Source organism: Bradyrhizobium amphicarpaeae (genome assembly GCF_002266435.3).
GTDB classification, from domain to species: Bacteria; Pseudomonadota; Alphaproteobacteria; order Rhizobiales; family Xanthobacteraceae; genus Bradyrhizobium; species Bradyrhizobium amphicarpaeae.
Map to the genome: position 1 here is coordinate 6371020 of NZ_CP029426.2, position 25723 is coordinate 6396742.

Annotated in this window: 26 protein-coding genes and 1 pseudogene; 16 read left to right on the forward strand and 11 right to left on the reverse strand. The window is 64.3% G+C overall.

The window, feature by feature from the left end; translation table 11 throughout:
- Window positions 1-199: 199 nt before the first annotated feature.
- From CIT40_RS29885 to CIT40_RS29925, 9 genes are all read left to right on the forward strand, one after another.
- Window positions 200-1216 (forward strand): TRAP transporter substrate-binding protein, encoded by a 1017-nt coding sequence (locus tag CIT40_RS29885; RefSeq protein ID WP_094892873.1) that lies wholly within the window; start codon window positions 200-202, stop codon window positions 1214-1216.
- A 211-nt stretch (window positions 1217-1427) separates the two neighbouring features.
- Window positions 1428-1937, forward strand: a complete 510-nt coding sequence (locus CIT40_RS29890) for a TRAP transporter small permease (protein ID WP_063200609.1) — start codon at window positions 1428-1430, stop codon at window positions 1935-1937.
- A gap of 2 nt (window positions 1938-1939) precedes the next feature.
- Window positions 1940-3259, forward strand: coding sequence for a TRAP transporter large permease (locus CIT40_RS29895; protein ID WP_094892874.1), 1320 nt, complete (start codon window positions 1940-1942; stop codon window positions 3257-3259).
- 12 nt (window positions 3260-3271) lie between these two features.
- Window positions 3272-3733, forward strand: a complete 462-nt coding sequence (locus CIT40_RS29900; protein WP_094892875.1) for a DUF3237 domain-containing protein — start codon at window positions 3272-3274, stop codon at window positions 3731-3733.
- A 227-nt stretch (window positions 3734-3960) separates the two neighbouring features.
- The gene (locus CIT40_RS29905) at window positions 3961-4770 is read left to right on the forward strand and encodes a crotonase/enoyl-CoA hydratase family protein (protein ID WP_094892876.1); all 810 of its coding nucleotides are present in this window, start codon (window positions 3961-3963) and stop codon (window positions 4768-4770) included.
- Window positions 4767-6650, forward strand: coding sequence for a feruloyl-CoA synthase (locus tag CIT40_RS29910; RefSeq protein WP_094892877.1), 1884 nt, complete (start codon window positions 4767-4769; stop codon window positions 6648-6650). Before CIT40_RS29905 ends, CIT40_RS29910 begins: the two co-directional genes overlap by 4 nt.
- A 25-nt stretch (window positions 6651-6675) precedes the next feature.
- Complete coding sequence (locus CIT40_RS29915) at window positions 6676-7437, forward strand: SDR family NAD(P)-dependent oxidoreductase (RefSeq protein WP_094892878.1); 762 nt, start codon at window positions 6676-6678, stop codon at window positions 7435-7437.
- A 10-nt stretch (window positions 7438-7447) separates the two neighbouring features.
- Window positions 7448-7879 (forward strand): acyl-CoA thioesterase, encoded by a 432-nt coding sequence (locus CIT40_RS29920; RefSeq protein ID WP_094892879.1) that lies wholly within the window; start codon window positions 7448-7450, stop codon window positions 7877-7879.
- A 78-nt stretch (window positions 7880-7957) separates the two neighbouring features.
- The gene (locus tag CIT40_RS29925) at window positions 7958-9109 is read left to right on the forward strand and encodes an ABC transporter substrate-binding protein (RefSeq protein ID WP_094892880.1); all 1152 of its coding nucleotides are present in this window, start codon (window positions 7958-7960) and stop codon (window positions 9107-9109) included.
- A 102-nt stretch (window positions 9110-9211) separates the two neighbouring features.
- Here CIT40_RS29925 and CIT40_RS29930 read toward each other — a convergent pair whose 3' ends face one another.
- Both CIT40_RS29930 and CIT40_RS29935 read right to left on the reverse strand, forming a co-directional pair.
- The gene (locus tag CIT40_RS29930; protein ID WP_094892881.1) at window positions 9212-9940 is read right to left on the reverse strand and encodes a glutathione S-transferase family protein; all 729 of its coding nucleotides are present in this window, start codon (window positions 9938-9940) and stop codon (window positions 9212-9214) included.
- A 38-nt stretch (window positions 9941-9978) separates the two neighbouring features.
- Window positions 9979-10239, reverse strand: coding sequence for a hypothetical protein (locus CIT40_RS29935; protein ID WP_094892882.1), 261 nt, complete (start codon window positions 10237-10239; stop codon window positions 9979-9981).
- A gap of 112 nt (window positions 10240-10351) precedes the next feature.
- Between CIT40_RS29935 and CIT40_RS29940 the strand changes: the two genes are divergently transcribed.
- Window positions 10352-11050 (forward strand): helix-turn-helix transcriptional regulator, encoded by a 699-nt coding sequence (locus CIT40_RS29940; RefSeq protein ID WP_094892883.1) that lies wholly within the window; start codon window positions 10352-10354, stop codon window positions 11048-11050.
- A gap of 15 nt (window positions 11051-11065) precedes the next feature.
- Window positions 11066-11389: a YkgJ family cysteine cluster protein gene (locus CIT40_RS29945; RefSeq protein WP_094892884.1), complete on the forward strand. Its 324-nt coding sequence runs from the start codon at window positions 11066-11068 to the stop codon at window positions 11387-11389.
- On the opposite strand, the gene CIT40_RS29950 is transcribed toward CIT40_RS29945, so the two are convergent.
- Window positions 11386-11784, reverse strand: coding sequence for a hypothetical protein (locus CIT40_RS29950; protein ID WP_094892885.1), 399 nt, complete (start codon window positions 11782-11784; stop codon window positions 11386-11388). The two genes, CIT40_RS29945 and CIT40_RS29950, sit on opposite strands and share 4 nt — an antisense overlap.
- 260 nt (window positions 11785-12044) lie before the next feature.
- Window positions 12045-12392: a DUF3307 domain-containing protein gene (locus tag CIT40_RS29955; RefSeq protein WP_049801962.1), complete on the reverse strand. Its 348-nt coding sequence runs from the start codon at window positions 12390-12392 to the stop codon at window positions 12045-12047.
- Window positions 12393-12809: 417 nt separating this feature from the next.
- Here CIT40_RS29955 and CIT40_RS29960 point away from each other — a divergent pair, with 417 nt between their 5' ends.
- From CIT40_RS29960 to CIT40_RS29970, 3 genes are all read left to right on the forward strand, one after another.
- A complete protein-coding gene (locus CIT40_RS29960) occupies window positions 12810-14255 on the forward strand; it encodes a TAXI family TRAP transporter solute-binding subunit (RefSeq protein ID WP_094892887.1) in 1446 nt (481 codons plus the stop codon).
- A 185-nt stretch (window positions 14256-14440) separates the two neighbouring features.
- A complete protein-coding gene (locus tag CIT40_RS29965; protein ID WP_094892888.1) occupies window positions 14441-15547 on the forward strand; it encodes a cyclic nucleotide-gated ion channel in 1107 nt (368 codons plus the stop codon).
- Window positions 15548-15559: 12 nt separating this feature from the next.
- Window positions 15560-16345 carry an enoyl-CoA hydratase/isomerase family protein gene (locus CIT40_RS29970; protein WP_094892889.1) on the forward strand — a complete coding sequence of 262 codons (786 nt, stop codon included), beginning with the start codon at window positions 15560-15562 and terminating at the stop codon, window positions 16343-16345.
- Between the two features lie 9 nt (window positions 16346-16354).
- Here the strand turns inward: CIT40_RS29970 and CIT40_RS29975 are convergent, their stop codons facing one another.
- The gene (locus CIT40_RS29975; RefSeq protein WP_094892890.1) at window positions 16355-16999 is read right to left on the reverse strand and encodes a glutathione S-transferase family protein; all 645 of its coding nucleotides are present in this window, start codon (window positions 16997-16999) and stop codon (window positions 16355-16357) included.
- Window positions 17000-17086: 87 nt separating this feature from the next.
- Here CIT40_RS29975 and CIT40_RS29980 point away from each other — a divergent pair, with 87 nt between their 5' ends.
- The gene (locus CIT40_RS29980; protein WP_094892891.1) at window positions 17087-18067 is read left to right on the forward strand and encodes a helix-turn-helix transcriptional regulator; all 981 of its coding nucleotides are present in this window, start codon (window positions 17087-17089) and stop codon (window positions 18065-18067) included.
- Between the two features lie 138 nt (window positions 18068-18205).
- A complete protein-coding gene (locus CIT40_RS29985) occupies window positions 18206-18448 on the forward strand; it encodes a hypothetical protein (RefSeq protein WP_094892941.1) in 243 nt (80 codons plus the stop codon).
- Window positions 18449-18503: 55 nt separating this feature from the next.
- Here the strand turns inward: CIT40_RS29985 and CIT40_RS29990 are convergent, their stop codons facing one another.
- From CIT40_RS29990 to CIT40_RS30015, 6 genes and pseudogenes are all read right to left on the reverse strand, one after another.
- Window positions 18504-19727 carry an EAL domain-containing response regulator gene (locus CIT40_RS29990; RefSeq protein ID WP_094892892.1) on the reverse strand — a complete coding sequence of 408 codons (1224 nt, stop codon included), beginning with the start codon at window positions 19725-19727 and terminating at the stop codon, window positions 18504-18506.
- Window positions 19728-19987: 260 nt separating this feature from the next.
- The gene (locus tag CIT40_RS29995; RefSeq protein WP_094892893.1) at window positions 19988-20935 is read right to left on the reverse strand and encodes a fatty acid desaturase; all 948 of its coding nucleotides are present in this window, start codon (window positions 20933-20935) and stop codon (window positions 19988-19990) included.
- A gap of 14 nt (window positions 20936-20949) precedes the next feature.
- Window positions 20950-21959, reverse strand: a pseudogene (locus tag CIT40_RS30000) (alpha/beta fold hydrolase).
- Between the two features lie 153 nt (window positions 21960-22112).
- Entirely contained in the window at window positions 22113-22916 is an 804-nt protein-coding gene (locus tag CIT40_RS30005) for an MBL fold metallo-hydrolase (protein WP_094892894.1), read from the reverse strand.
- Window positions 22917-22988: 72 nt separating this feature from the next.
- Window positions 22989-23996: a zinc-dependent alcohol dehydrogenase family protein gene (locus CIT40_RS30010; RefSeq protein WP_094892895.1), complete on the reverse strand. Its 1008-nt coding sequence runs from the start codon at window positions 23994-23996 to the stop codon at window positions 22989-22991.
- Between the two features lie 15 nt (window positions 23997-24011).
- A complete protein-coding gene (locus CIT40_RS30015; protein WP_094892896.1) occupies window positions 24012-25625 on the reverse strand; it encodes an acyl-CoA synthetase in 1614 nt (537 codons plus the stop codon).
- Window positions 25626-25723 lie beyond the last annotated feature (98 nt).

The window sequence follows — 25723 nt, forward strand, 5'->3', positions numbered from 1 at the left end:
TTATATCATATAACAGTTGGGCAAAAGGGAGTGCTCGTCGCCGCGAACGGCGACAAATTCCTGCGACAGGGCTGACGGTTAAGGATACGACAGAGGTGCGCGCCAGTTCCGGCTTGAACACGTCCGGCATTTAGATAACATGTTAATTAATGAGACCGGGCCATCGAAGCCCGCCGTCGAAAACAGGGAGAGACGACCGATGAAGAAAGCCTGTCTGGCTTTGCTGCTCGCAGCAAGCGTGACGCCTGCGTTGGCGCAGGACAAGACCTTCGACCTGAAGGTCTCGCACTGGGTGCCGGCCTCGCATCCGCTGCAGAAATCACTGGAAGACTGGGTCGCCGCGGTGAACAAGGATTCCGGCGGCACCATCACGGGCAAGGTGTTTCCGGCCCAGCAACTCGGCAAGGCTTTCGACCATTACGACATGGCGCGCGACGGCATCGCCGACGTCACCTATGTCAATCCCGGCTACCAGCCCGGACGTTTCCCGATCATCGGAGCGGGCGAACTGCCGTTCCTGATCTCGGACGCCAAGGGCGGCTCGATGGGGCTGGACGCCTGGTATCGCAAATATGCCGAGAAGGAGATGAAGGACGTCAAATACTGCCTCGCCTTCGTCCACTCGCCCTCTTCGTTCCATTCCAAGACTAAGAAGATCGTGATGCCCGAAGACGTGAAGGGCATGAAAATCCGCCCGGCTCACGCCACCATGGCGAACTTCGTGACATCGCTCGGCGGCACCAACGTGCAGTCCTCGGCGCCTGAGGTCCGCGACATCATCGAGCGCGGCGTCGCCGACGGCGTCACCTTCCCCTGGGGCTCCCTGGTGCTGTTCGGCATCGACAAGGTAACCAAGTACGACATGGAGGCGCCGCTCTACACCACGACCTTCGTGTTCGTCATGAACAAGGACAAGTACAATGCGATGTCCGACAAGCAGAAGGCGGCGGTCGACAAGAACTGCTCGGTCGAGATGGCCGGCGTGGTCGGCGAGCACTGGGGCAAGTTCGAGGACGCCGGCATCGACAAGGTGAAGGCGGAATCCGGCCACGAGGTCTACAAGCTGACGCCCGAGCAGACCGCCGCCTGGAAGAAGGCCGCCGAGCCGCTGGTGAAGACCTGGTCCGAGGGCGCCAAGAAGGCCGGCGTCGATCCGGATGCTGCGATGACGGAGCTCAAGGCCTCGCTGAAGAAGTACAACGCGCTGGCGGAGTGACGGCGAACTGCGGCCACGCACTCGCTGCACCTCTCCCGCTTGCGGGAGAGGTCGCGCCGAAGGCGCGGGTGAGGGCTTTCTCCTCTTGGGGGTTCTCGATTGTGGAAGCACCCTCTCCCCAACCCTCCCCCGCAAGCGGGGGAGGGAGCGCACCTTCTTCGCGGCAACAGCTGAACCCAGCTTCGCTAATTCTATATAGGACTCATCGCCCATGAAGCGCTCCTGGATGGACCGCATCATCGATACGATCGAATGGATCGCAGCCGGCTTCGTCGGCATCGTCGCGCTCGACATTTTCCTGTCGGTGCTGCTGCGCAACACGCTGAACTACTCGATCCCCGACAGCTTCGACATCGGCCGCTTGCTGCTCGGCATTCTCATCTTCTGGGGGATCGCCGCGACCTCCTATCGCGGCACCCACATCACGGTCGACCTCGTGTGGGGCAACGTCGGGCCGCGCCAGCAGCGCTGGATCGACGTGTTCGCGACCCTGGTGCTGTTGTTCGTCGTTACCGTGCAGACCTGGACGCTGTTCGACAAGGTGCGCGGCACCTACAACGACAACGTCCAGACCTTCGACATGCACATGCCGACATGGCCGTTCTTTGCGGTCGCTTGGATCGGCGATGCCGCGGCCGTGCTGCTGATCGCGATCCGCACCTACCGCCTGATCTTTCATCCCGAAGACATGCACGATCCCAAATTGAAGGCGACGGAGTAATCATGAGCACCGATGCCGTCGCCTTAATCGGCTTCGTTTCCCTGTTCGTCCTGATGCTGCTGCGTGTGCCCGTCGGCATGGCCATGGGCCTCGTCGGCGTCTCCGGCTTCGCCTATCTCGTCAACGGCAATGCGGCGCTGAAGCTGGTCGGCCAGACCTCGATGCGCACGGTGACCGACTACACCTTCGGCGTCATCCCGATGTTCCTGCTGATGGGCTCGTTCGTGTCCAATTCCGGCATGAGCCGCGAGCTGTTTCGCGCCGCCAACGGCTTCGTCGGACATTTGCGCGGCGGGCTCGGCATCGCCACCGTCGGTGCCTGCGGCGGCTTTGCCGCGATCTGCGGCTCGTCGGTGGCGACCGCCGCAACCTTCTCCGCCGTCGCCTATCCCGAGATGCGCCGCTTCGGCTATCCGCAGTCGTTCGCCACCGGCGTGATCGCGGCGGGCGGCACGCTTGGCGCGATGCTGCCGCCCTCCACCGTGCTCGCGGTGTACGGCATCATCACCGAGCAGGACATCGGAAAGCTCTTCATCGCCGGCATCATCCCGGGCATCCTGGCGATGAGCATGTACATGGTCACGATCTTCCTGATCGGTTATTTCCGTCCCAATTTCCTCCCGAAGGGCAAGGTGACGCCGTGGCGCGAGCGCTTTGCGGGCCTGAAAGAAATCTGGGCGCCTGTGCTGTTGTTCGTATTCGTGATCGGCGGCCTCTACGGCCTGCCCTTCCTGCCGCGCTTCACCCCGACCGAAGCTGGCGGCGTCGGCGCCGCCGGCGCGTTCATCATCGGCGTTGTGACCGGCCGGCTCGACCGCGAGAAGATCCTGGCCTCGCTGCTGCAGGCGACGCGCACCGCGGCCGCCGTCTTCACCGTGCTGATCGGCGCGTTGATCTTCGGCTATTTCCTCACGGTGACGCAGACGCCGCAGAAGGTGACGGAATTCCTCACCGGCCTCGGTCTTGGCCCCTACGGCGTGCTGGCGCTGATCATGGTGATGTATCTCGTGCTCGGCTGCCTGATGGATGCCATGGCGATGATCATCCTGACCGTGCCGATCATCTTCCCCGTCATCACGCATCTCGGTTTCGACCCGATCTGGTTCGGCGTCATCATCGTCATGACCGTCGAGCTCGGCCTGATCCACCCGCCGGTCGGCATGAACGTCTTCGTCATCAAGAGCGTGGTGAAGGACGTCTCCTTCTCCACGATCTTCAAGGGCGTGATTCCGTTCGTGGTCACGGACCTGATCCGCCTGGTGATCCTGATCGCCTTCCCGCTGCTGGCGACCTGGCTGCCGACGCGGATGATGGCGAATTGAAGAGGTGAAGCGATGACCACACCGATGCTCGAGACCAAATATGTCTTCACCGTCACCGCGCGCATCGGCGACGTCGTCACCGCCGGGGAGACCGGGATCGGCGTCCGCCGCATCATCCCGATTATCGGCGGCGAAGTGACGGGCGCGATAACAGGCAAGGTCCTGCCGTTCGGCGCCGACTTCCAGACCATTCGCCCCAACGAACTGATTGATCTCGAAGCCAAGTACGCGTTCGAAACCAACGATGGCGCGATCGTCTATGTCGAGAACAAGGGCATGCGCTTCGGCCCCGTCGAATTGCTGCAGAAGCTCAAGCGCGGCGAACCGGTCGATCCCAGGCTGATCTACTTCCGCACCGTGCCGAAATTCGAGACCGGGCATGAGAAATATCGCTGGCTGATGGAGCGCATTTTCGTCGGCTCGGCCGCGCGCCATGCGGACCGCGTCGTGATCGACGTGCATCAGGTGATGTGACCACGTACTCCGCCGTCGTCCCTGCGAACGCAGGGACCCATACCTCATAATCTGTCGAGTGTGGGCGGGCGGAGTACAGAATGACGAGTCTCCGCCAAATTTCTTCCTAGGGTTATGGGTCCCTGCGTTCGCAGGGACGACAAGGTGTGCGGAGCAGCATTCTGCCCGGCCCTCCTTGACTCCCCGGGAATTCGTTATACAACATAACTATTCTAACAAGGACGCAAATGACACAGGGAAACGCCGAGACCGCTGACGCGGGCGCCTCCGGGCTACTCCGGATCGAGAGGGCGGACCGGGTTCTGACCGTGGGTCTGAACCGGCCGGCCAAGCGCAATGCGCTCAACGACGGCATCATCCTGGAAATCGGCAAGTGTTTTGCGTCCCTGCCCGAGGATATCGGCGCGGTCGTCATCCACGGCATCGGCGATCATTTCTCCTCAGGCCTCGACCTGTCCGAGCTGACCGAGCATGACGCGACCGGCGGCCTGCTGCATTCCCAGATGTGGCACCGGGTGTTCGACCGCATTCAGTACAGCCGCGTCCCCGTGATCGCAGCCCTCAGGGGTGCCGTGATCGGCGGCGGGCTGGAGCTCGCCTGCTCGGCGCATATCCGCGTCGCCGAGCCCTCGACCTATTTTGCGCTTCCGGAAGGACAGCGCGGCATCTTCGTCGGCGGCGGCGGCTCGGTGCGTCTGCCGCGCCTGATCGGCGTCGCCCGGATGATGGACATGATGCTGACCGGCCGCGTCTACAGCGCGACCGAAGGCGCGTCCTACGGCTTCGCGCAATATGTCACGGAGGCCGGCAACGGGCTCGGCAAGGCGATGGAGCTTGCAGCCAAAGTCGCTTCCAACGCGCCGCTGACGAACTTCGCCGTACTCCAGGCGCTGCCGATGATCGCGGAGGCCAATCCGCAGACCGGCCTGCTGATGGAATCGCTGATGGCGACCGTCGCGCAGAGCGACAAGGAGGCAAAGCGCAGGATCCGCGAATTCCTCGAGCACAAGACCGCAAAGGTGAAGCCAAAGTCATGAACGAGCAGCCGTCCTCTTCCAGCATGGAGCGCGGCGCGAGCACTTTCCCGCTGCGGCGCATCTCGTTCGGCGATCCCGCCGTCAACATCGAGCGGCGCGACGATGGGACAATTTACCTCAGGCCGAAGCAGCCGCTCGGCGACTACCCGGTGCGCCTCACCGACCGCCTGCATCATTGGGCCGCCACGACGCCGGACCGCGTCTTCATGGCCGAGCGCGAAGGCAGCCGCTTCTGGCGCAAGATCACCTATGCCGAGCTGCTCGTCGCCAGCCGTCACATTGCGTCGGGCCTGATCGCGCGCGGCCTGTCGGCGGACCGGCCGGTCGTCATCCTCTCGGGCAATTCGATCGATCACGCATTGCTCGCGTTCGGCGCGTTCTATGCCGGCATTCCGTTCTGCCCGGTGTCGCCGGCCTATTCGCTGGTGTCGAAGGACTACGGCAAGCTGTCCTATCTGATGAAGCTGCTGACGCCCGGCCTCGTCTTCGCCGAGGATGCCGACAAGTTCGCCGATGCGCTTGCCGCCAACGTCTCGCTCGGCACCGAGATCGCCGCGTCCTATGGCCACGTGCCGGGGCGCGACGTCACCCTGCTCGCCGACCTCATGGCGACGCCGATCCGCAGCGATCTCGACGATGTCCATGGCAGGATCGGCCCGGACACGATCGCGAAATTCCTGCTGACCTCCGGCTCGACCGGCAACCCCAAGGCCGTCATCAACACCCAGCGCATGATCTGCGCCAACCAGGTGATGCTGCGCGAGACGCTCGCCTTCCTCAAGGACGAACCGCCCGTCATCATCGACTGGCTGCCCTGGAATCACACCTTTGGCGGCAACCACAATATCGGGCTGACGCTCTACAACGGCGGCTCGATGTACCTGGACGCCGGCAAGCCGATGCCCGGCGGCATCGAGGAGACCGTGCGCAATCTCCAGGAGGTTTCGCCGACGGTCTATTTCAACGTGCCCAAGGGCTATGAATCGCTGCTGCCCTATTTGCGCGACGACCAGGGCCTGCGCGCAAAGTTCTTCGACCGCCTGCACGCGATGTTCTTCTCGGGCGCCGCGCTGTCGCCGTTCATCTGGGACAGCCTCGACGAACTCGCCGTGAAGGAAAAAGGCTATCGGGTGCCGATGCTGACCGGCCTGGGAGCGACCGAGACCGCGCCGTTCTTCATGTCGGTCAATCCACGCACCAGCCGCTCCGGCCATGTCGGATTGCCGGTATCCGGCAATGACGCCAAATTGGTGCCGAACAACGGCAAGCTGGAAGTGCGCGCCAAGGGGCCGAACGTGATGCCCGGCTACTGGCGCCAGCCCGACATCACCGCGAAATCCTTCGACGAGGAAGGATTTTACAAGATGGGCGACGCACTCAAGCCGTCCGATCCCCATGATTTCAACGCCGGGTTCGATTTCGACGGCCGTGTCGGCGAAGACTTCAAGCTTGCCAGCGGCACTTGGGTCAGCGTCGGCCCCTTACGCGCGCGTCTCACGGCGGCCTGCGCCCCGCTGGTGCGCGACGTCGTCATCGCCGGCATCAACCGTGATGAAGTCTCCGCGCTGGTGGTGCTCGACCTCGACGGCTGCCGGCTGATCAACCCGACGCTGCCGACCGACGATCTCGTCGTCGCGACGCGCGACCGGCTGGTCCGCGAAGCCTTTCGCGAGCGCCTGACCCGTTTCCTCGGCCAGGCCACGGGCTCCTCGACCCGGATCACGCGCGCGATCCTGATGGACGCGCCGCTCTCGATCGACAAGGGCGAAGTCACCGACAAGGGCTCGATCAACCAGCGCGCCGTGCTCGAGCACCGCACCGAATTGATCGAGGAGCTCTACGCTGCCAATCCATCCAGCCGTGTGATATCGGTCGGCTAAGAAATCACCATATCAGGAGAACGCCATGTTGTTGAAGGACCAGGCAGCCATCGTCACCGGCGGCGCATCGGGGCTGGGCGCTGCCACCGCGCGAAAACTGGCGGCGCAGGGCGCCAAGGTCGCGGTGTTCGACCTCAACGCCAAGCTCGCTGAGACGGTTGCGGCCGAGATCAAGGGCGTCGCCGTGACCTGCGACGTCTCCGATGCCGCCTCGGCCGAAGCCGCGGTCGCACAGGCCGCGAAGGCTCACGGCCCGGCGCGCGTGCTGGTCAATTGCGCCGGCATCGGCGTTGCCAAGCGCGTCGTCGGCCGCGACGGCCCGATGGCGCTCGCCGATTTCGACAAGGTGATCAAGGTCAATCTGATCGGCACCTTCAACATGCTGCGCCTCGCCGCCACCGAGATGTCCAAGCTGGAGCCGCAGGCAACTGGCGAGCGCGGTGTCATCATCAACACGGCCTCCGTTGCCGCCTATGACGGCCAGATCGGACAATCGGCTTATTCCGCGTCCAAGGGCGGCATCGTCGGCATGACGCTGCCGATCGCGCGCGAACTGGCGCAATTCGGCGTCCGCGTGCTGACCATTGCGCCCGGCCTGTTCCTGACGCCGCTGCTGGCGAACCTGCCGCAGGAAGCCCAGGACTCGCTCGCCGCCGCGATCCCCTTCCCGCGCCGGCTCGGCCACGCCGACGAATTCGCCGCGCTCGCTTTGCACATGGTCGAGAATTCGTACCTGAACGGCGAAGTGGTGCGCCTGGACGGCTCGCTGCGTATGGCACCGAAATAGGACGCGGCGCATGTTCGTGAACCGGCGCGAGGTCCAGATTCAGTGGGGCGATTGCGACCCCGCCAATATCGTCTACTACCCGCGCTATTTCGCGATGTTCGACGATTCGACCTCGACCCTGTTCGAGGTCGCCGGATTCTCCAAGCAGGACCTGGTCCGCAAATACGGCCTCGTGGGCATCCCCATGGTCGACACGCGGTCCAAGTTCTACATCCCCTCGACCTATGGCGACTGGATCACCATCGAAACGAAGATCGAGAGCATCAAGCGCTCGAGCTTCGAGGTGAAGCACAACGTCTACAAGGGCGAGGCGCTGGCGATCGAGGGTTTCGAGACCCGCGTTCTGGTCGGCCGCGATCCCGTTAACCCCGACAAGCTGAAATCGGCACCGTTCCCGGCGGAAATGGTAGCCAAGTTCACAGGGAGCCAAGTCCGGAGCTAAATCGCCGCATCGCCAAAAGAGGGGGCTGAATTACCCCCCGATTTCTGCTTTCAAAGAAACACGTAAAGGGAGGAATAAATGAAACGCTTTTACCTGACCGCCGCCATCGCCGCGGCAACGCTTGCCCTGCCGGCGCTGCCTGCACTGGCCCAGACCAGCGAAATCACCATCGGCATCACCACCACCACGACCGGCCCCGGCGCAGCCCTCGGCATTCCCGAGCGTAACGCGCTGGAATTCGTGCCGAAGGAAATCGGCGGCGTGCCGCTGAAGGTGATCGTGCTCGATGACGGCGGCGATCCCACCACCGCGACCACCAACGCCCGCCGCTTCGTGACCGAATCCAAGGCCGACATCATCATGGGCTCGGCGCTGACGCCGCCGACCATCGCGGTCTCCAACGTCGCCAACGAAGCCGGCATTCCGCATTTCGGCCTGGCGCCGTTCCCGATCACGCCGGAGCGCATGAAGTGGTCGGTGGCAATGCCGCAGCCGATCCCGATCGTGGGCAAGGTGCTGTACGAGCACATGAAGAGCAAGGGCGTGAAGACGCTCGGCTATATCGGCTATTCCGACTCCTATGGCGACCTCTGGTTCAACGATTTGAAGGCACAGGCCGTGCCGATGGGCATGACCATCGCCGACGAGGAACGCTTTGCCCGTCCCGATACATCGGTGACCGGCCAGGTGCTGAAACTCGTCGCCGCCAATCCCGATGCGATCCTGGTCGGCGCGTCCGGTACCGCGGCCGCGCTGCCGCAGACCGAACTGCGCGAGCGCGGTTACAAGGGTCTGATCTACCAGACCCACGGCGCCGCCAGCATGGATTTCATTCGCATCGCCGGCAAGGCGGCGGAGGGCGTGCTGATGGCCTCCGGTCCCGTCATGGATCCCGAAGACCAGCCGGATAGCGCGCTCACCAAGAAGCCGGGCCTGGCGCTGAACTCGGCCTACGAAGCCAAATACGGCCCGAACAGCCGCAGCCAGTTCGCCGGCCATTCCTACGATGCGTTCGAGATCCTCAAGCGCATCATTCCCACGGCGTTGAAAACCGCAAAGCCCGGCACGCCGGAATTCCGCGAAGCGATCCGCCAGGCGCTGCTGTCGGAGAAGGAGCTGGCGGCGAGCCAGGGCGTCTACAACTTCACCGAAAAGGACCGCTACGGCCTCGACGACCGTTCGCGCATCCTGCTGACGGTGAAGGACGGCAAATACTCGCTGGTGAAGTAAACGCAGCAGCAGTTCTGAGACGCAGCAGTTCTTAGACTACGAGAGCCGGCCCGATGGGCCGGCTCTTTTTTGTTCACCGAGCCCGCGGATACACTGCGTGCCTCAAGCCGCCTGCCGCAGCGGGGTCCAGGCGAACTCGGGATAATAATTGTCCATCATGCGGTCGACGTAGGCCGTGAGGTTCGGAAAGCCTTCGGCGCGCTCGCGCAGGGCCGATTCGAAGAACGGCGAGAGGATGCCGGCGAGCATACCGAAGGCGGTGGCGTCGACGCCGCAGGGCTTGCTGCCCATCAGATACGACTTGTCGCCGAGCTGCACCGAGAGCGCGAACAGCGAGCGCACGGCGAGCGCGACGTCGTCATCGGGCCCGTGGCGGCCGAGCCCCGAGAGCAGATAGTTCTCGGCGACGCGGAATTGCGCATCCTCGCGCAGCTTCTCACGATTGTGTTCCGGCGCGCCGTCGAAGAAATGCGCAGGCCCCTTGGCGAAATTGACCGGATCGACCCAGCGCGCGCCGACCAGCCCCCAATAGACGTGGTGCTCGATCATCCGCTCGAACGCCCAAGCCTGCGCGCGTTCGGCCAGCGACAGGCCCGCATCGAAATCGAAGCCGTAGCGGCGTTCGATATGGGCGCGGATGAAGGTGGAATCGGCCACCGCCTCACCGCCGTCGTCGATGAACGGCAACTGCCCCTTGGGCGAGGCCGGCGGCATCGCCCGTTCCTTCCGGTAGGGCAATCCCGCCATCTTGAGCTGCACTTCCGTCTTGATGACGAAGGGGCTGATTTCCGGCAGGCCGAAGCCGGTGCCAAATCCGTAGAGCGTGATCATGAAGCTTCTCCTGAACCACCGAAAAAGTTTGACGGAACCTAATGACCGGCTGCTGCCACCATGGTGGCAGCAGCCGTGATATCTTCTGCGAAACGGGCCCCCCGCCAGGCACGGCTCATCACATGTCGGGCCAGCGCGTCCGCAGCCTGGATCAGCGAGCGTGCCACCACGCTTGCGAGGGCAAACCGGAGGTCGACGGCCATGAAATCGAGTGAAACGAGGCGGCCGAACGCCGATGCGGACCACGCCTGTGCCCGCAACACCGGAATCGCCGGGCCGAAATGGGTCGGAATGATCATGGACAAATCCCCTTCAGTCGATGTGTTGTCCCGGTATAGAACCCCCCTGCTGCCAACATCCTGTCAGCAGCCGCGCGCCGTTTCCTGAAAGACCCCCAACGAGAGACCCGTCATGAGACGCGCCGACCGGCTGTTTCAGATCATCCAGGTGCTGAGGCGCACGCGTAAGCCGCTGACGGCGGATGCCATCGCGGCCGAGCTCGAGACTTCGAAGCGCACGATCTATCGCGACATCGCGACGCTGATCGGCCAGCGCGTGCCGATCCGCGGCGAAGCCGGCATGGGCTACATCCTGGAGAAGGGTTTCGACCTGCCGCCCTTGATGCTGACGCCCGACGAGATCGAGGCGGCGGTGCTGGGCGCACAATGGGTCGCCGGCCATGCCGATTCGGCACTGGCCCGCGCGGCCGAGGATCTGATGGCCAAGATCGCCGACACCGTGCCCGAGCGCCTGCGCCCCTTCGTGCTGGAGCCGGCGAGCCGGGCACGGCCGAGCTGGAACAGGGAGCCGGACCGCCTGGACATGGTGCGCACGCGCACCCAGATCCACGAAGGCAAGAAGATCATGCTGCGCTATCGCGACGAGCAGGGCCGCGCCAGCGAGCGCATGATCTGGCCGATCTCGGTCGGCTATCTCGAGGCCGTGCGCCTGCTGGCGGCCTGGTGCGAGCTACGCGGCGACTTCCGCAGCTTCCGCACCGACCGCGTGGTCGATGCCAACTATCTCGACGAGAGATATCCGGAGCGGCGCGACGTGTTGCGCGCGAAGTGGCGGCAGAGCCTGGTCTGGGGCCCGCCCAAGGACACCTGAGGGATACGTGACGAGATGGAAGAGAGCTCCCCCATCGATCTGTCGAGCTGTTGCCAGAGTTGCGGCGCTTGCTGCGGCTATTCGGCCAACTGGCCGCGCTTCTCGATCGAGAGCGACGAAGAGCTCGCCGCGATTCCGGAAGCGCTGGTCAACGACCGCCAATCCGGGATGCGTTGCGAGGGCGATCGCTGCTCGGCCCTGCAGGGGGACATTGGAAAAGCGACCGCATGCGGCATCTATGCGGTACGGCCGGAGGTGTGCCGCACCTGCATGCCGGGCGACGCCGAATGCGCGATGGCGCGGCGGAAGTTCAGGCTTCCGGCGCTTGAAGCAAGTTAGGCCGGAACGGCTTCGCTGATGTCGTCGTCGATCTCGTCGTCCAGCGGTGCGAGCACCGAGAGCGGCTTGGTCGACAGCGTGATCGGCTTGCGTCCGCCCGACAGCGACGGCGAGGATTTCGCCGTGCCTTCGCGCGCCAGCGCGTAGAGCGTCGAGCCGACGCGGCCGCCGTTCTCGATCAGGTCGCGCTCGTTGCAGCTGCTTGCGATCGCGACCGCCAGCGAATGCAGATGGCTGCGGCGATAGCAGAACAGCGCCAGCTTCGCGCGTGCATCTGGGGAAACACTCTCAACCAACCTCGGCAGGCCACTCTCGCTGGCGCGATACATCTCGCCAAGGAGTTCGTCCTGAACCGGGCAGAAATCGCTTTCAAAGGCGTCGCGGCTTGAAAACATTGCAGTTCTCCCTCGACGCCGAAGATGCAGTGCAATTCTATAATGAAAGGTTAACCACCCTGCCCGGTAGTCACCCGGTGTGCTTGCGCGCGCGCCGCGAATCAGAGGGGGCTTCAGACCAAATCTCTTGAGGGGGGCTGAATAGCCCGGATGGAGCGCAGCGCAATCCGGGAAGGGCGCAATACGTTGCACGGCCCCGGATTACGCTGCGCTCCATCCGGGCTACGAACTAGCCGCCGCCTTACGTGCGAGGCCTGCCGTCAGTTCGCCGCCATGAAAATGGAGAGGCCGAAGCCGGTGAGGTGGTGCAGCGCCTGGTCAACGCCGATCAGGGTCCAGAACCAGGGATGCGCAAGATCGACCCCGAAATTAGCCGAGACCAGCCCCTTGGCGCGGTCGATCGTGATGTGGATCACGAAGTCGATGAAGGCAACGAACCAGAATTTCGGCGCCACGATCAGGATCAGCGGCAGCGCAACCGCAAGGTGAATCAGGCAATGCACCAGCAGCGGCAGGGCCCAGCCGTGCTTCTGGTCCTTGCCGTGCGCCATCCAGGCGGTCTGAAGAACGAAATCGGCGATGATGTGCTTGAAGGTGAGCAGCAGCATCCAGCCAATGAGCGCTTCGACCGGAACCGCCGATGACATGGGTGGAAACGACAAAGCCGACGCCCTCATTGAGGTGACAAGAAAAATTGGAGCGTTCAGCGCAACTTCTTCTTGGGCCGGTCAAATCGCCGGGACCTCCGATTTATGACATCTCCCGCGGCGGAATGCAGCCGGGGGGAACCGGAAAATCGCCAAGTGTGGCTAACCGGTGATAGGATGCTCTTTCGTCGAGGCCGGATCGAGTAAGGTTACCCTCGGCTCGAAATTTGCATTCCGGACCTGGCGCGCTATCATTGCCGGCACAGAATATCGTTCTTTTTTCAGACGTTTAGGAATTGCAGGGCACTCGCCGCGATCACGTATGCGAGCCGCCCGTCACCCGAGAATAAGGCCAGAGTGCTGCCATGAGTACTGAACATGAGTACTGAAGGCCCCACCGCATCTCCGATCGAGCCGCCGCCGCGGCGCCCCAAGGTAATCAAGACCAATCAGCAACAGGTCTTCCTCTACGTCGTGCTGACCCTGCTGCTGTCGCTCGCCACCGTCTGGGGCGGCCGCGCCTTGCTGCATAATTCGGAGACGCTGACTTTTGCCGTCGGCGCCCCCAACAGCGACGAGGCGCTGTTCGCGGCCAAGCTCGCTGCCGTGCTGAAGTCCAACGCCTCGCGCTTCCGGATCAAGATCGTCAACAACGCCGACAGCGCCAAGGCGCTCACGCAGTTCGACCGCAAGCAGGCCGATCTCGCCGTGCTGCGCACGGACGCCAAGGTGCCGCTGCGGGCGCGCACGCTCGCGATCCTCGAGCACGATCTCGTGCTCCTGCTCGGTCCCGGCAACAAGAAGATCAAGTCGATCGCGGAGCTGAAGAAAAAGAAGATCGCCGTTCTCGCCGAGAGCGAAGCCTCGCTCGCCTTCGTCCGCAGCATCCTCGACATCCCCGACGGTCCGGACGCCGCGAAGATCCAGATGGCGCCGCAAGGCACGACGCTCGACAAGCTATTCGCACCGTCAAATGGCTTTGGCGCGGTGATTGCCATCGTCCATGCCTCCAGGGCGGTGCGCGACAAGGCTTATGAGCAGGTCGCCAAGCGCGGCGGCTTCACGCTCAACGCGATCGACGAGGCCAAGGCGCTGGAGCGCAGGCTTCCCGGCATTTCCAGCGAAACGCTGACGGCAGGCACGCTGTCGACCTCGCCGCAGATTCCTGACGACGACCTCGACACGGTCGGGCTCGAATGGCTGCTGGTCGCGCAATCCAGGATGGCGGCCTCCACGGCGGGCGAGCTGGCGCGTACCATCTACGAGAACAAATCCGCACTCGGGCTCGACAACGGCTTTGCCAGCAGAATTGAGCCGGCCTCGACCGAGAAGGACGCCTTCGTGATGGCGCACCAGGGGGCGGCCGACTACATCAACGACGACACCAAGTCGTTCATGGATAAATACAGCGACCTGATGTATCTGGGCGCCGCCGCGCTCAGCGTCATCGGCTCGATCTTCGCGGCGATCTACGCCAAGATCACCCGCATCGCGCCAGAGAAGGCCAGCGAGCTCTCCACCGCCATCCTCGACATCGGCGAGCGCATCGAGCACGCCCACTCTCTGGACCAGCTCGAATGTCTGCAGGACGAGCTGGAGGGCATTTTGCGCGGCGCCGTCATCGGCCTCAGGGACGGCACGATCAGCACCGACGGGCTCGACACCTTCAAGCTCGGCTATGAATTCGTCCGCGACGAGATCGGCATGCGCCGCGACTATCTGAAGCGCCATGCCGGCGAAACCGAAAAGACGGTGCGCGATGCCGGCCCTGCCCAGCACGACGACAGCAATGTCGTGGTGGTGAAGACCGCCCAGAGCGCCTGAAGTGCGGGGCCGGTCGGCCGCCCGTTACTCTGTTGTCCCGGTCCAGCAGCACGGCCCAAAGGCGTTGCGGCGCAGATAAAGCCTGCCACCTCGTTGACGGCCTCCGCACAGGCAGGCACTTTGGCGCGCCGCCGTCCCAGCCGGGACCTCGCAAAACCAGTCCCGATACCGAGCCGCCTTCTAGCATGTCCAAGCCGTTGACTACCGCTCTGGCCCAGTTCACGGCCGCCACGGCCGGCCGCAACATGACCAAGGCGGCCTATGTCGCGGTGACCGCCGGCGTGCTCAGCATGGTGCTGCTGACGGACAAGCGGGCCAACGAGGCGCACAATTGGGTCAGCGGCCTGCTCTGGACCTGCCTCGTCTATTTCGTGTTCGAATGGCTGGTCCGGCTGCGCCATATGGCGCGACAAGGACGGCTGTCGCTCTATGTGTCCTCCTCGGCCGGGCTGGTCGATGCGATCGGGGCGCTGGCCGTGCCGTTTGCGCTTCTCCTTGGCGCCGAGCCCAGGACAGCCTGGCTGCTCAGCGTGCTGTGGGTGCTGAAGGTGGTGCCGGGCATTCCGGGCCTGCGGCAGCTTCGCCGCGTGCTGGTGCTGGAATCGGGCCCGCTGCTCAGCGTGCTCGTGATCTTCCTGATGGTAGTCTTCCTCGCCTCCGTCGCCGAATACTTTTTGGAGCGGGACGTACAGCCGCAGACTTTTGGTAGCGTGCCGGCTGCGCTGTGGTGGGCCGTGGTGACCCTGACAACGACGGGCTACGGCGATGCCGTGCCGGTCACACCGGTCGGGCGCCTGGTGGCGGCCGCGGTGATGATCTCCGGCCTTGGTGTGTTCGGCCTCTGGACCGGTATCCTGGCGACCGGATTTGCCGCCGAGACGCGGCGCGACAATTTCCTCAAGACCTGGGAGTCCGTCAGCAAGGTGCCGTTCTTCGCGGCCCTCGGGCCCTCCGCGATTGCCGACGTCACCCACATGCTGCGGACCATGGAGCTGCCGGCGCGCACTTTGGTCATCCGCAAGGGGGCGCAGGGCGATTGCATGTATTTCATCGCCGCCGGCGAGGTCGAGGTCGACCTGCCCGGCAAGAAGGTGCAGCTCGGCGAAGGCGCCTTCTTCGGCGAGATGGCGCTGCTCGGCAACAATTTGCGCGGCGCCAACGTCTCGACCACGAAAGTGTCGCGGCTTCTGGTGCTCGACCTCGTCGACTTCCGCGTGCTGATGGCACGGCATCCCGATCTCGCCGAGACCATCGACGCCGAAGCGAAACGGCGCACACTCGAGAATAAGTAAAGGGAGACAAGAATGTCGGACATCACCGACGCAGCCACCGGCCCCGTGCTCGAACGCGACGGCGCACGCGCCACCATCCGCCTCAACCGGCCCAAGCATCTCAACCGGCTTCAGGCCGAGGACCTCGGCGAGCTCGTCAGACTGTTCGACCAAGTCGAGGCGGATCCTGAGATCCGCGTGCTGGTTCTGACCGGTACCGGCCGCGCCTTCTCCGCGGGCTACGACCTCAATTCGGTCGCCGAGCGCGCGGTCAGCGCCAACGCGCAGCCGAGCGCCGGCTCCGCCTTCGAGGTGGTCGTCAACCGCCTGGAGGATTTGGGCGTGCCGACGATCTGCCGGCTCAACGGCAGCGTCTATGGCGGCTCGACCGATCTTGCGCTCGCCTGCGATTTCCGCATCGGTATCGACACCGCCGAGATGTTCATGCCGGCGGCCCGCCTCGGGCTGCACTATTACCGGAGCGGCATCAAACGCTACGTCACCCGGCTCGGCGTCGACAATGCGAAGAAGCTGTTCCTGACGGCGCAGAAGATCAGCGCGCCGGAGATGCTGCGCATCGGCTATCTCACCGCGATGGTGCCGGAGGAGACGCTCGACGAGGAGGTCGATAAGCTCGCCAATATCCTCGCCGGCAATGCGCCGCAGGCGATGCGCGGCATGAAGCGCGCGATCAACGAATTCGCTCGCGGCGAGTTCGATGAGGCCGCCGCCGACCAGCGTCACCGCGACAGCATGCGCGGCGACGAGATCAAGGAAGGCATCAAGGCGTTCGCGGAGAAGCGAGCGCCGAAGTTTTGAGCGCGCCCCTTATCCTCCAACAGCTGCCGCGTGCTGAGCCGCCATCTCCTCGTCCGCCGCATTGATGCGCTGGAATGCCGGTCGCGCGGTCATGCGCTCGGCATAGCGGACGAACACGTCCTTCTTCGGCACGATGCCGAACATCATGGTCCAGTTGAACGCTACGCCCCACAGCACATCCGCGGCCGTCATCCGCTCGCCGAGCAGATACGGCCCCTTCGACAGCTGCGCTTCCAGCGCGCCGAGCATGGTGTCGTAGTCGGCATAGGGTGACTGCGTGATCGGCGCCGGCTCGCGCTGCATGAACTTGTCGATCAGCGCCGGCTCGAAGGATGAGCCGTAATAGGCGATCCAGCGCAGATAGGGCCCGCGCAACGGATCGTTCAGCGCGGGCGTCAGACCTGGCTGCGGGAAGAGATCGGCGAGATAGATGGTGATCGCGACCTGCTCGGTCACAAGGGCACCGTTGTGGCTGATCGCCGGGACCTTGCCGAGCGGATTGACGGCGAGATAAGCGGGCCGGCGCTGCTCGCCGGCCTTCATGTTGAGCACATGCAGATCGTAGGGCGCGCCCAGTTCCTCCAGCAGCACCCGCGTGCCGGTGGCGCGGCTTTGCGGCGAGTAATGCAGCGTGATGCGGTTCGGATCGGTCATGGCGGGTCTCCATCTGGCCTGCTGGCGATGACGCACCTTGTACGCAACCATACCTGACATCCTGTGTCAGGTATGATTTAAGCAATCATGCGCGCGAGCCGGATGTTGTCGATCCTTACTACCCTCCAGGCCAGGGGGCAGGTCACCGCGCCTGAGCTTGCGCACGCCTGCGAGGTCTCGGTCCGCACGATCTATCGCGACATCGACGCGCTCGCCGCCTCCGGCGTTCCCGTTTATGCCGACCGCGGCGCGGAGGGCGGCTATCGGCTGCTCGACGGCTATCGCGTGCGGCTGAACGGCCTGTCGCAGAGCGAGGCCGAGACGCTGTTCCTGGCGGGCTTGCCGGGCCCGGCGGCGGCGCTCGGGCTGGATGCGGCAATGATCGCTGCGCAGAACAAGCTGATGGCGGCGCTGCCCGTCCACCTGCGCCAGGATGCCAGGGGGATGCAGGAGCGCTTTCATCTGGACGCGCCCGGCTGGTTCGGCGAGGCCGAAGAGCCGAAGCATCTGCGCACGATTGCGGGCGCCGTGCTGCGCGGGACGCGGATCAAGATCCGCTATCAGAGCTGGCGCGCGGAGAAGCAGCGGCGCCTCGCGCCGCTCGGCCTCGTGCTGAAGGGCGGCAGCTGGTATCTGGCCGGACAAGTCGACACCAGCATACGCACGTACCGCATCGCGCGCGTGCTCGACTGCACCGCGCTCGACGACCGCTTCGATCGTCCCGCCGATTTCGATCTCGCCGGCTATTGGCAGGCCGCGACGCTGCGCCTTGAAGCGGAGATGCATCCCAATATCGCGATCGTCAGGCTGTCGCCGTTCGGCGTCAAATTGCTGGGCGCGCTGAGCCAGCCTTACGTCAAGGCGCGCACGCAGTTCGAGGAGACACCCGATGCAGAGGGCTGGCGCATTGCGCGCGTGCCTGTCGGCAAGACGTCCTGGCACGCCGCGTCCGAATTGCTGCGGCTTGGCTCCGAGGTCGAGGTGCTGGAGCCCGTCGATCTCCGCGACAAGATGGCTGAGATGACGCAAGCGATGGCTGCGCGATATCGCGCGGCGCGAAAAGCATGACGCCGGCATATTTCGCCGACACCCACGAAACAGTCCTGAAACACGATTCTCCCCCGACGGTGTGAACGCATTCGCGTTTCGGCCCGACCGAGATGCAGGGACACAACAACGGCCTTAGCGCCACACTGGAGAATGAAGATGTTTCGCAAGCTTGCTCTTGGTCTGATCGCTGCCGGTTCGCTCGGCGTCGCCGCTCTCGCGCCCACCGCGGCGTCGGCCGGCGGCTTCTATCCTCATCATCATTGGGGTCACGGCTGGGGCTACGGCGGCGGCATCTACCTCAACACCGGCGTCAGCAACTGCTACCAGGAGCGCGTCGTCCGGACCCGCCACGGCCTGCGCGTGCGCGTCGTGAATGTCTGCGCCTACGGGATCTACTGAGCCCGCCTGCATCGGTTGACGCAACCCCGGTCGTTCCGCGACCGGGGCTCGCGTTTCAGCTGGCCAAAGCTGTCAGCGTCGCCTGTTCGTCCGCGAAGGCATTGCGCTCCGATATCCATCGTTCGGCGCGCGAGCGCCGCAGCGAGGGCGCAAACAGGAAGCCCTGTGCAACGTCGCAGCCGATCCGACGGATGATCTCGAGCGCCTCCGGGCTCTCGACGCCTTCGGCCACCACCTTCATGTTGAACGCCTTCGCCAGCGCCACGGATGCCTCGACAATCTTCATCATGTCGTCGTCGGATTCGCAGCCCTTGATGAAGGACTGGTCGATCTTCAGCTCGCTGAACGGCAGCCGCACCAGGGCCGCAAGCGACGAATAGCCGGTGCCGAAATCGTCGATTGCCGTGCCGATCTTCTTGATGCGCAGCCTCACCAGAATGTCGTTGGCGCGGTCGACGTCGGCCATCGCCGAGGTCTCGGTGATCTCTACCATCAGCGACGATGGAGAGATGCTTTCGCGGCGCAGGATCTCCTCGATCCGGTCGGGCAGCGCCAGGTCCGACATCAGCGAGCCCGAGATGTTGACGGCAATGGTGAAGCCGGGGTTGCGCTCGATCAGCTTGCGGCCCTGCGACATCGCCGACGACAGGATGCAATCGGTCAACTCGCGCATGAGGCCGGCCGCCTCGGCGATCGGAATGAAGACCATCGGCGAGACCGACCCGAATTCGGCCGTGCGCCAGCGCGCAAGTGCCTCGGCGCCGACGACCCTGCCGGTCTGAAGCGCGACCTTCGGCTGAAACTCGACAAAGAATTCGCCGTCGGCGAGGCCTCGCGAGATCCTCTCCGGCGTGATCCCGAGCTGCGGCGAGGCGGACGTCGCGGCCGGCGGCGCGCGTTGCGGCAACTCCAACGCGCTGCGCAGGCGGTTGAGATCGAGCGGCTTGGTGAGGCATCCGCCGACCGACAGCTTCAGCCCGTTCGCGACCCGTCGCGTGGCCTTCATGACGCGATCGTCGCAGCCGCTGATGATCACGATCGACATCGTGCGGAGGCCGGCTTCCGCGACGAAGCGCAACAGCTCCACCCCGTCCCGTTCCCCGAGCGACAGGTCGAGCGCCATGACTTCGAAGGCGTCGCGGGCCAGAAGTTCGGTTGCCGCCTCGTAGGAGGAAGCAACCACCGTCTCATAACCGAGCTTCGCTCCGATCTTGCCGATCAGAACTCGCTGCACCAAGTCGTCGTCGACCACCAGAAGACGGCCTCTCGTCGCACTCATCACCAATCTCTCCAGACGTCGGCGGGGCTGATGTCGTCGACACTAGAGCAGCGGCCTCGCCTGGTGATGAATACAAGACGGATAAAACTTTCCCGATCCGGAAGGATTGGTTAGGCACGTTTTCTCGGCCTCCAAGTAGTTGACTCGCATGGGGTTTATGCGAGGCTCGGCGCAACGGTAGCGGAGTGTTCCGCGCCAAGCGCAACTGCAATGAACACGTCGTAAAGCTCGCTATCGGAAGCTGGCAAACGCGCGCGCGGCTAACCTGCCTGCCGCTGCCGGCGAAACCAGGTCCAGGTCTCGCGCGTCGTTCTGATGTAGCCGCGGCCGCGATGGACGATCTCGTCATCGACGATCTCGTTCAGCTTCGGCAGGGCGTGAAACGGGATCGAGGGATAGGCGTGATGCTCGACATGATAGGGCATGTTCCACGCAAACCATTTGACCATCGCGCCGGTGTAGGTGGTGCGGGTATTCTGGAAAGCGCTGCGCGTTCGCTCGCAACCGGTATGCTCGGCATAGAGATAGGGCCGCAGGAAGAACTGCCCGATGACGAGCGGAACGATCCAGACCCAGAGCAGCAGGGCCGAGGCGCACCACAGCGACAGCGCGAGCAGCAGCGCATAGAGCGCGACATAGACACGCGCCTCTCTCACGATGACGGCGCGCTTGTTTTCTGGGATCCAGGGGACGGTGACCTCTCCGGTGATCGCATGGCCGAGCATCAGCCGGAGGCGGCCCGCGACCTGGAGCACGCCGCTATAGGCGATCGCGAGCTGCGTGTCGGATGTCGGCTTCACCCCGACGATCAGCTCGGGATCCTTGTCCGGATCCTGGGTGTAGCGGTGATGGTCCCAGTGAAACAGGCAGTAATATTCGTAAGGCAATCCGATGAGGAAGGCCGAGAGATAGCCGACGACGAGGTTGAGGCCGCGGCTCCTGAACGCGGTCTTGTGGGCGGTCTCGTGCACCGCCATGAACAGGAAGGCGACGACATAACCCTGCACCGCCATCAGCGGCAGCGCCCAGAGCACGCCCCATGTCGATGAAATCTTCCAGATCAGCGTTCCCATCAGCACGATCACGCCATAATGGCCGAGGCTCTGCGCCGCGCCCCTGAGATCGGAGCGGACTGACAGCTCGCGCAGCATCGCCGGCGTCAGCGGCTTCAGGCGGTGGCCGGACTCTGAAACGGTCGCGTCGGTCATGATCGATGCCTGCCTTACTTGCCGAGAAGCGCCGCGACCTCGGCCCTGAGAAAGGCCTGGTCGCGCGGATTGCCAATGGGATTGCCGGCGCGATGGCCATGCAGCGACGGGATCGGATGCAGCACCGCCGATTTCGCGCCAGTCAGCCGGCCGAGCTCGTCTTCGTTGTCGCGGACGTCGAAATAGCGGTCGGTCGCACCCGGCATCAGCAGCATATGCGCCTTGATCGCCGCCAGCGCGCGATCGAAGTCGCCGGCGAAGGTCGCACAGCGGCTGATGTCGCCCTTCTGCCAGATCCCGATCTGCGCCAGCAGATCATTGGGGTCGCGGCGGGCGAAGGCCGCGTCCCAGACGCGGACGAGGTAATCCTCCAGCGAGGTGAACCCGGCCTCGCGCCAGAGCTCGTCGCGATAGAAGCCGTGCGACATCGCCCAGCCGGCATAGACCCGCCCCATGGCGCGATAGCCGGCAACGGGCTTCTCCACGAAGCGGCCGTCGCGGAAGGCGGGATCGGCGGTGAGCGCGGCCTTCACGCTCTCGAGGAAGACGTAATTGTAGGGCGCGCAACGCGCGCTGCCGCAGACCACGGCTGCACGTTCGACCATGTCAGGGTGCAGCGCCGCCCAGTGATAGGCCTGCACGCCGCCCATCGACCAGCCATAGACCAAGGCAAGCTTCGAAATGCCGAAGCGCTCGGTCAGGAGCCGGTGCTGGACCGCGATGGCATCGTGATAACCACCTCGGGGAACGGCACTGCTGTATTCGACGGCGAAGACGACAGGCCGTTGCCGAACAGGTTCGGGATGACGATGAAGTAGCGCGTCGGATCGAGCACGCCATCCGGACCGATCAGCCATTCGGTGTCGGTGTGCTGCGCACTGAACGAGGTCGGATAGAGGATGACGTTGTCTTTTGCCGGGCTCAGCGTGCCGTAGGTCTTGTAGGCGAGCTTCATCGAGGGGAAGACGGTCCCGGACTGCAGGGTGACGTCGCCAGCCTCGAAGATCTCGTAATGCGCCGTCATGAACCGAACTCCGCCTGCGCGGCTCCATGGCGCCGCGGCTTTCACGATGCATCGATCATGCCGGGCTCGCAGCTGCCTCATTGCAGCAGATTATAACTGTACCTATAGTACAGTTATTCGGGGCCGGCAAGATAAATCCGATCCGCTAGCGGCTCAGGCGATAGCCGCGATGTATCGCTCCACCGACGCCGCAAAGGCCGCCTTGGCGCCGCCAGCGATATTGCGGCCCCACCAGGCGCCATAGATGCGGTCGAAGGCGAGGGGCTCGACAGCGGCCGCGATCCGCCGCACCGCGGCTGCATTGAGCGGCATGTAGTTGGGATAGGAATACATGAAGCTGACGAAGCGGCGGTCCATCGTCACCTGTGCGATGTCGCCGGTGAGCAGCGCACCCCTGCCGTCCGCACTGCGCGCCGAATGCAGCATGGTGGCGCCAGCGAAATGACCGCCGGTCCGCAGCAGCAGCACATCGTCGGAGATGCGGTGGCTTTCTCCGGTCCAGTGGACGATGGAAGGATGCGGCCGCGTGACGAAAGCGCGATCGTCGGCATGCAGATAAACCGGCACGCCGCCAAAGGCGTCGCTCCAGTCGGCGACCGCGCCGTAGTAGTGCGGATGCGAGATCGCGATCGCCTTCAATCCGCCGGGCGCTGCGACGTATGGAATGGCGTCGTCGGTTGCGAGCGGAATGCAATCCCACATCACGCAGCCGTCGCCTTGAGGCACCAGCAGCGCGCGCTGCCCGATGGCGAAGCTCGGCTCCAAGCCGATTCCGGTGAGGCCGAGATCGTCGCGTCGCACCAGTCGGTGTCCCCGCGCCAGCTCCTCGCGCGTGAGAAAGGTTTGTCCCTTCCAGTTCACGAACTGCCGCTCGTCCTCGCAGATCAGGCAGGAGGCCGGCGGATTTCCGCCGTTCGGGAATTGCGCGCCGCAGGTTTCGCAGGTCCAGAGAGGCATGAGCAAAGCTCCGTCGGAAGATCGCAGGATGACATCGCGAACGAGCTTCGCGCCACCGACATCGGTTGCCGTTCAGGGAAACTCCACCACGATCTTGCCGAAATGACCGCCCTGCTGCATCAGCCGCAGCGCATCCGGCACGGCATCGAAACTGCACACGCGGTCGATCACCGGCTTCATGCCGTTGCGTTCGATTGCGGCCGTCATGCCCTCGAACATGCGGCGACTCCCGACCGAGAGGCCGATGACGTGCAGGTTCTTGGCGAACAGGCTCGGGATCGCGATCTGCTGCGAGAAGCCCGTGAGCACGCCGATCACCAGGATCGTGCCACCGACACGCGTGGCCTCGAGCGATTGCGCGAAGGTGTCCTTGCCGCCGACTTCGACGACGTGATCGACCCCTCCGCCGGTCCACTCCGCTGCGGCCTTGCCCCATTCCGGCATTGAACGATAGTTGATGGTATGGTCAGCACCGAGCGCCCTGGCGCGTTCGAGCTTCTCGTCGCTCGACGACGTCACGATCACGCTGGCGCCGGCGAGCTTTGCAAACTGCAACGCGAAAATCGAGACGCCGCCGGTGCCCTGCACCAGCACGGTATCGCCGGGCTTCACATGCGCTTCTTCGAACAACGCACGCCAGGCGGTGAGCCCGGCGCAGGGCAGCGTCGCGGCCTCCCGAAACGACAGATGCGAAGGCACGCGGCTGACACCCTCGGCGCCGAGCACCATCACCTGCTGCAGCACGCCGGGGCGCGTGCCGCCGAGCGCGTAGCGGCGGCTGGCAGCCGAAACCTGTCCGTCGATCCAGGACTGGAAGAACATCGGACAGACGCGATCGCCGATCGCAACACGGGTGACGCCTTCGCCGATTGCGACCACCTCGCCCGCACCGTCCGAGAACGGGATCAGCGGCAATCGGGTGACGCCGCCCTTGCCGTGGATCGTGAGCAGATCGCGATAGTTGAGCGATGCCGCCTTCATCCGCACCGCGACCTGGCCGGGCCCGGGCGCAGGCTCCGGCAGATCGGCCAGCTCCATCCCCTCGATCGACCAGTCGCGCGCGACCTGCCAGGCCTTCATGGGAAACGCTCCGTCTCAGGTGCCAAAACTCTTCTGCACGGCCTTGTCGAGCGTCTCGCCGCCGACGAAGCGCTGGCGCAGCTCGCGCTTGAGCAGCTTGCCGCTCGGGTTCTTCGGCAACGCATCCACGAAGATGACGCGCTTGGGCACCTTGAAATGCGCCATCTGGCCGGCGCAATGCTTGATGACGGATTCTTCGTCGAGCTTTTCACCATTCTTGACCACGATGATGGCGGTGACCGCCTCGATCCAGCGCGGATCGGGCAGGCCGACCACGGCGACCTCGGAAACCGCGGGGATGCGATAGACCATCTCCTCGACCTCGCGGCTCGCGACATTCTCGCCGCCGGTCTTGATCATGTCCTTGACGCGATCGACCACGGTGATGTGTCCCTCCTCGTCGACCGTGGCGAGATCGCCCGAATGAAACCAGCCGCCGCTAAACGCCGCGGCGGTCTTCACCGGGTCATTGTAATAGCCGGAGAGCAGATGCGGCGAGCGATGCACGATTTCGCCGACCTCGCCGGCTTTCACGTCTTCCATCGACGTATTGACCACGCGCGTCTCGACATTGAGCACAGGCTTGCCCGCGGACCCCGCCTTGCGCAGCTGATCCTCCGGCCGCAGCACGGTCGCGAGCGGCGCGATTTCGGTCTGGCCGTAGAAGTTCCAGAACTTGACGGCGGGCAGGCGGCGCTGCAATTCGAGCAGCACCTCCACCGGCATGATCGAAGCGCCGTAATAGCCCTTCTGCAGGGTCGACAGGTCGATCTTGTCGAAATTCGGCGAGCGCAGCATCGCGATCCAGATCGTCGGCGGCGCAAAGAACGACGTGATCTTGTGCGCCTGGATCAGCGCCAGAATGTTGTCGGCCGTCGGCTTGCCCGTGATCACGCCGGAGGCACCGAGATAGATCTGCGGCCCCAGGAACACATCCAGCTGGGCGCAATGATAGAGCGGCAGTGCGTGGAGGAATTTGTCGTCGGCGCTCATACCGCCGTCGATGATGCAGCTGACATACTGCCACATCACGGCTTCATGGGTCAGCATCGCGCCCTTGGGCAGGGATTCTGTGCCGCTGGTGTAGACGATCTGGGCGAGATCGCGGCTGTCGACCGAGGCTTCGAGGGACGAACCGTCGGCATCAAGCAGATCGTCGAAGGTGATGAGATCAGCCGGCGCCGACGCGGGATCCTCGCCCGGCAGCCAGAACATCTTCTCGACCGCGCAGTCCTTGCCGCTGGCTACGCGCGCCGGCTCGACGAAATCGGGACCGGTCGCGAGCAATTTTGCCCCGGAGCTCTTCAGGATGAAACTGATCTCGTCCGGATTGAGCATGAAGTTGATCGGTACCAGCACACAGCCAATGCGCGCCACCGCAAACCGCAGCGCGGCAAAGGCGTGCGAATTGCGCGAGAGCACCGCGATGCGGTCACCCTTCTTCGCGCCGAGACCAAGCAGGCCGCGGCCGAGCCGGTTGCAGATCGCGTCCATCTCGGCAAAGGTCCAGCTGACACGACCGCAGCTCACCGCCAGCTTGTCCGGTTCGCGGCCCGCCGAGCGGCGCAGGAGATCGCCGATCGAATGCTCGCGCGCCTTCGCGATGGTGGCTGCGGTGTCGCTCGACATTTTCGTTCCCCTGGAATTTTGTTGTCGACGCAAATGCCGGCTTGGACAGCCTCGGCATGTGCGCCCTTTTGGATCTGCGCGAAGCGTAATGGCCGCGA

Coding starts and splice junctions, on each gene's coding strand:
- CIT40_RS29995 (WP_094892893.1), bottom strand. CDS start 20,935: ATGACCGACGCGACCGTTTCAGAGTCCGGCCACCGCCTGAAGCCGCTG.
- CIT40_RS29980 (WP_094892891.1), top strand. CDS start 17,087: ATGCGCGCGAGCCGGATGTTGTCGATCCTTACTACCCTCCAGGCCAGG.
- CIT40_RS29970 (WP_094892889.1), top strand. CDS start 15,560: ATGTCGGACATCACCGACGCAGCCACCGGCCCCGTGCTCGAACGCGAC.
- CIT40_RS29945 (WP_094892884.1), top strand. CDS start 11,066: ATGGAAGAGAGCTCCCCCATCGATCTGTCGAGCTGTTGCCAGAGTTGC.
- CIT40_RS29910 (WP_094892877.1), top strand. CDS start 4,767: ATGAACGAGCAGCCGTCCTCTTCCAGCATGGAGCGCGGCGCGAGCACT.
- CIT40_RS29940 (WP_094892883.1), top strand. CDS start 10,352: ATGAGACGCGCCGACCGGCTGTTTCAGATCATCCAGGTGCTGAGGCGC.
- CIT40_RS29925 (WP_094892880.1), top strand. CDS start 7,958: ATGAAACGCTTTTACCTGACCGCCGCCATCGCCGCGGCAACGCTTGCC.
- CIT40_RS29950 (WP_094892885.1), bottom strand. CDS start 11,784: ATGTTTTCAAGCCGCGACGCCTTTGAAAGCGATTTCTGCCCGGTTCAG.
- CIT40_RS29890 (WP_063200609.1), top strand. CDS start 1,428: ATGAAGCGCTCCTGGATGGACCGCATCATCGATACGATCGAATGGATC.
- CIT40_RS29965 (WP_094892888.1), top strand. CDS start 14,441: ATGTCCAAGCCGTTGACTACCGCTCTGGCCCAGTTCACGGCCGCCACG.
- CIT40_RS29975 (WP_094892890.1), bottom strand. CDS start 16,999: ATGACCGATCCGAACCGCATCACGCTGCATTACTCGCCGCAAAGCCGC.
- CIT40_RS29990 (WP_094892892.1), bottom strand. CDS start 19,727: ATGAGTGCGACGAGAGGCCGTCTTCTGGTGGTCGACGACGACTTGGTG.
- CIT40_RS29955 (WP_049801962.1), bottom strand. CDS start 12,392: ATGCTGCTGCTCACCTTCAAGCACATCATCGCCGATTTCGTTCTTCAG.
- CIT40_RS29930 (WP_094892881.1), bottom strand. CDS start 9,940: ATGATCACGCTCTACGGATTTGGCACCGGCTTCGGCCTGCCGGAAATC.
- CIT40_RS29985 (WP_094892941.1), top strand. CDS start 18,206: ATGTTTCGCAAGCTTGCTCTTGGTCTGATCGCTGCCGGTTCGCTCGGC.
- CIT40_RS29905 (WP_094892876.1), top strand. CDS start 3,961: ATGACACAGGGAAACGCCGAGACCGCTGACGCGGGCGCCTCCGGGCTA.
- CIT40_RS29935 (WP_094892882.1), bottom strand. CDS start 10,239: ATGATCATTCCGACCCATTTCGGCCCGGCGATTCCGGTGTTGCGGGCA.
- CIT40_RS29960 (WP_094892887.1), top strand. CDS start 12,810: ATGAGTACTGAAGGCCCCACCGCATCTCCGATCGAGCCGCCGCCGCGG.
- CIT40_RS30005 (WP_094892894.1), bottom strand. CDS start 22,916: ATGCCTCTCTGGACCTGCGAAACCTGCGGCGCGCAATTCCCGAACGGC.
- CIT40_RS29885 (WP_094892873.1), top strand. CDS start 200: ATGAAGAAAGCCTGTCTGGCTTTGCTGCTCGCAGCAAGCGTGACGCCT.
- CIT40_RS29900 (WP_094892875.1), top strand. CDS start 3,272: ATGACCACACCGATGCTCGAGACCAAATATGTCTTCACCGTCACCGCG.
- CIT40_RS29895 (WP_094892874.1), top strand. CDS start 1,940: ATGAGCACCGATGCCGTCGCCTTAATCGGCTTCGTTTCCCTGTTCGTC.
- CIT40_RS29915 (WP_094892878.1), top strand. CDS start 6,676: ATGTTGTTGAAGGACCAGGCAGCCATCGTCACCGGCGGCGCATCGGGG.
- CIT40_RS30010 (WP_094892895.1), bottom strand. CDS start 23,996: ATGAAGGCCTGGCAGGTCGCGCGCGACTGGTCGATCGAGGGGATGGAG.
- CIT40_RS29920 (WP_094892879.1), top strand. CDS start 7,448: ATGTTCGTGAACCGGCGCGAGGTCCAGATTCAGTGGGGCGATTGCGAC.
- CIT40_RS30015 (WP_094892896.1), bottom strand. CDS start 25,625: ATGTCGAGCGACACCGCAGCCACCATCGCGAAGGCGCGCGAGCATTCG.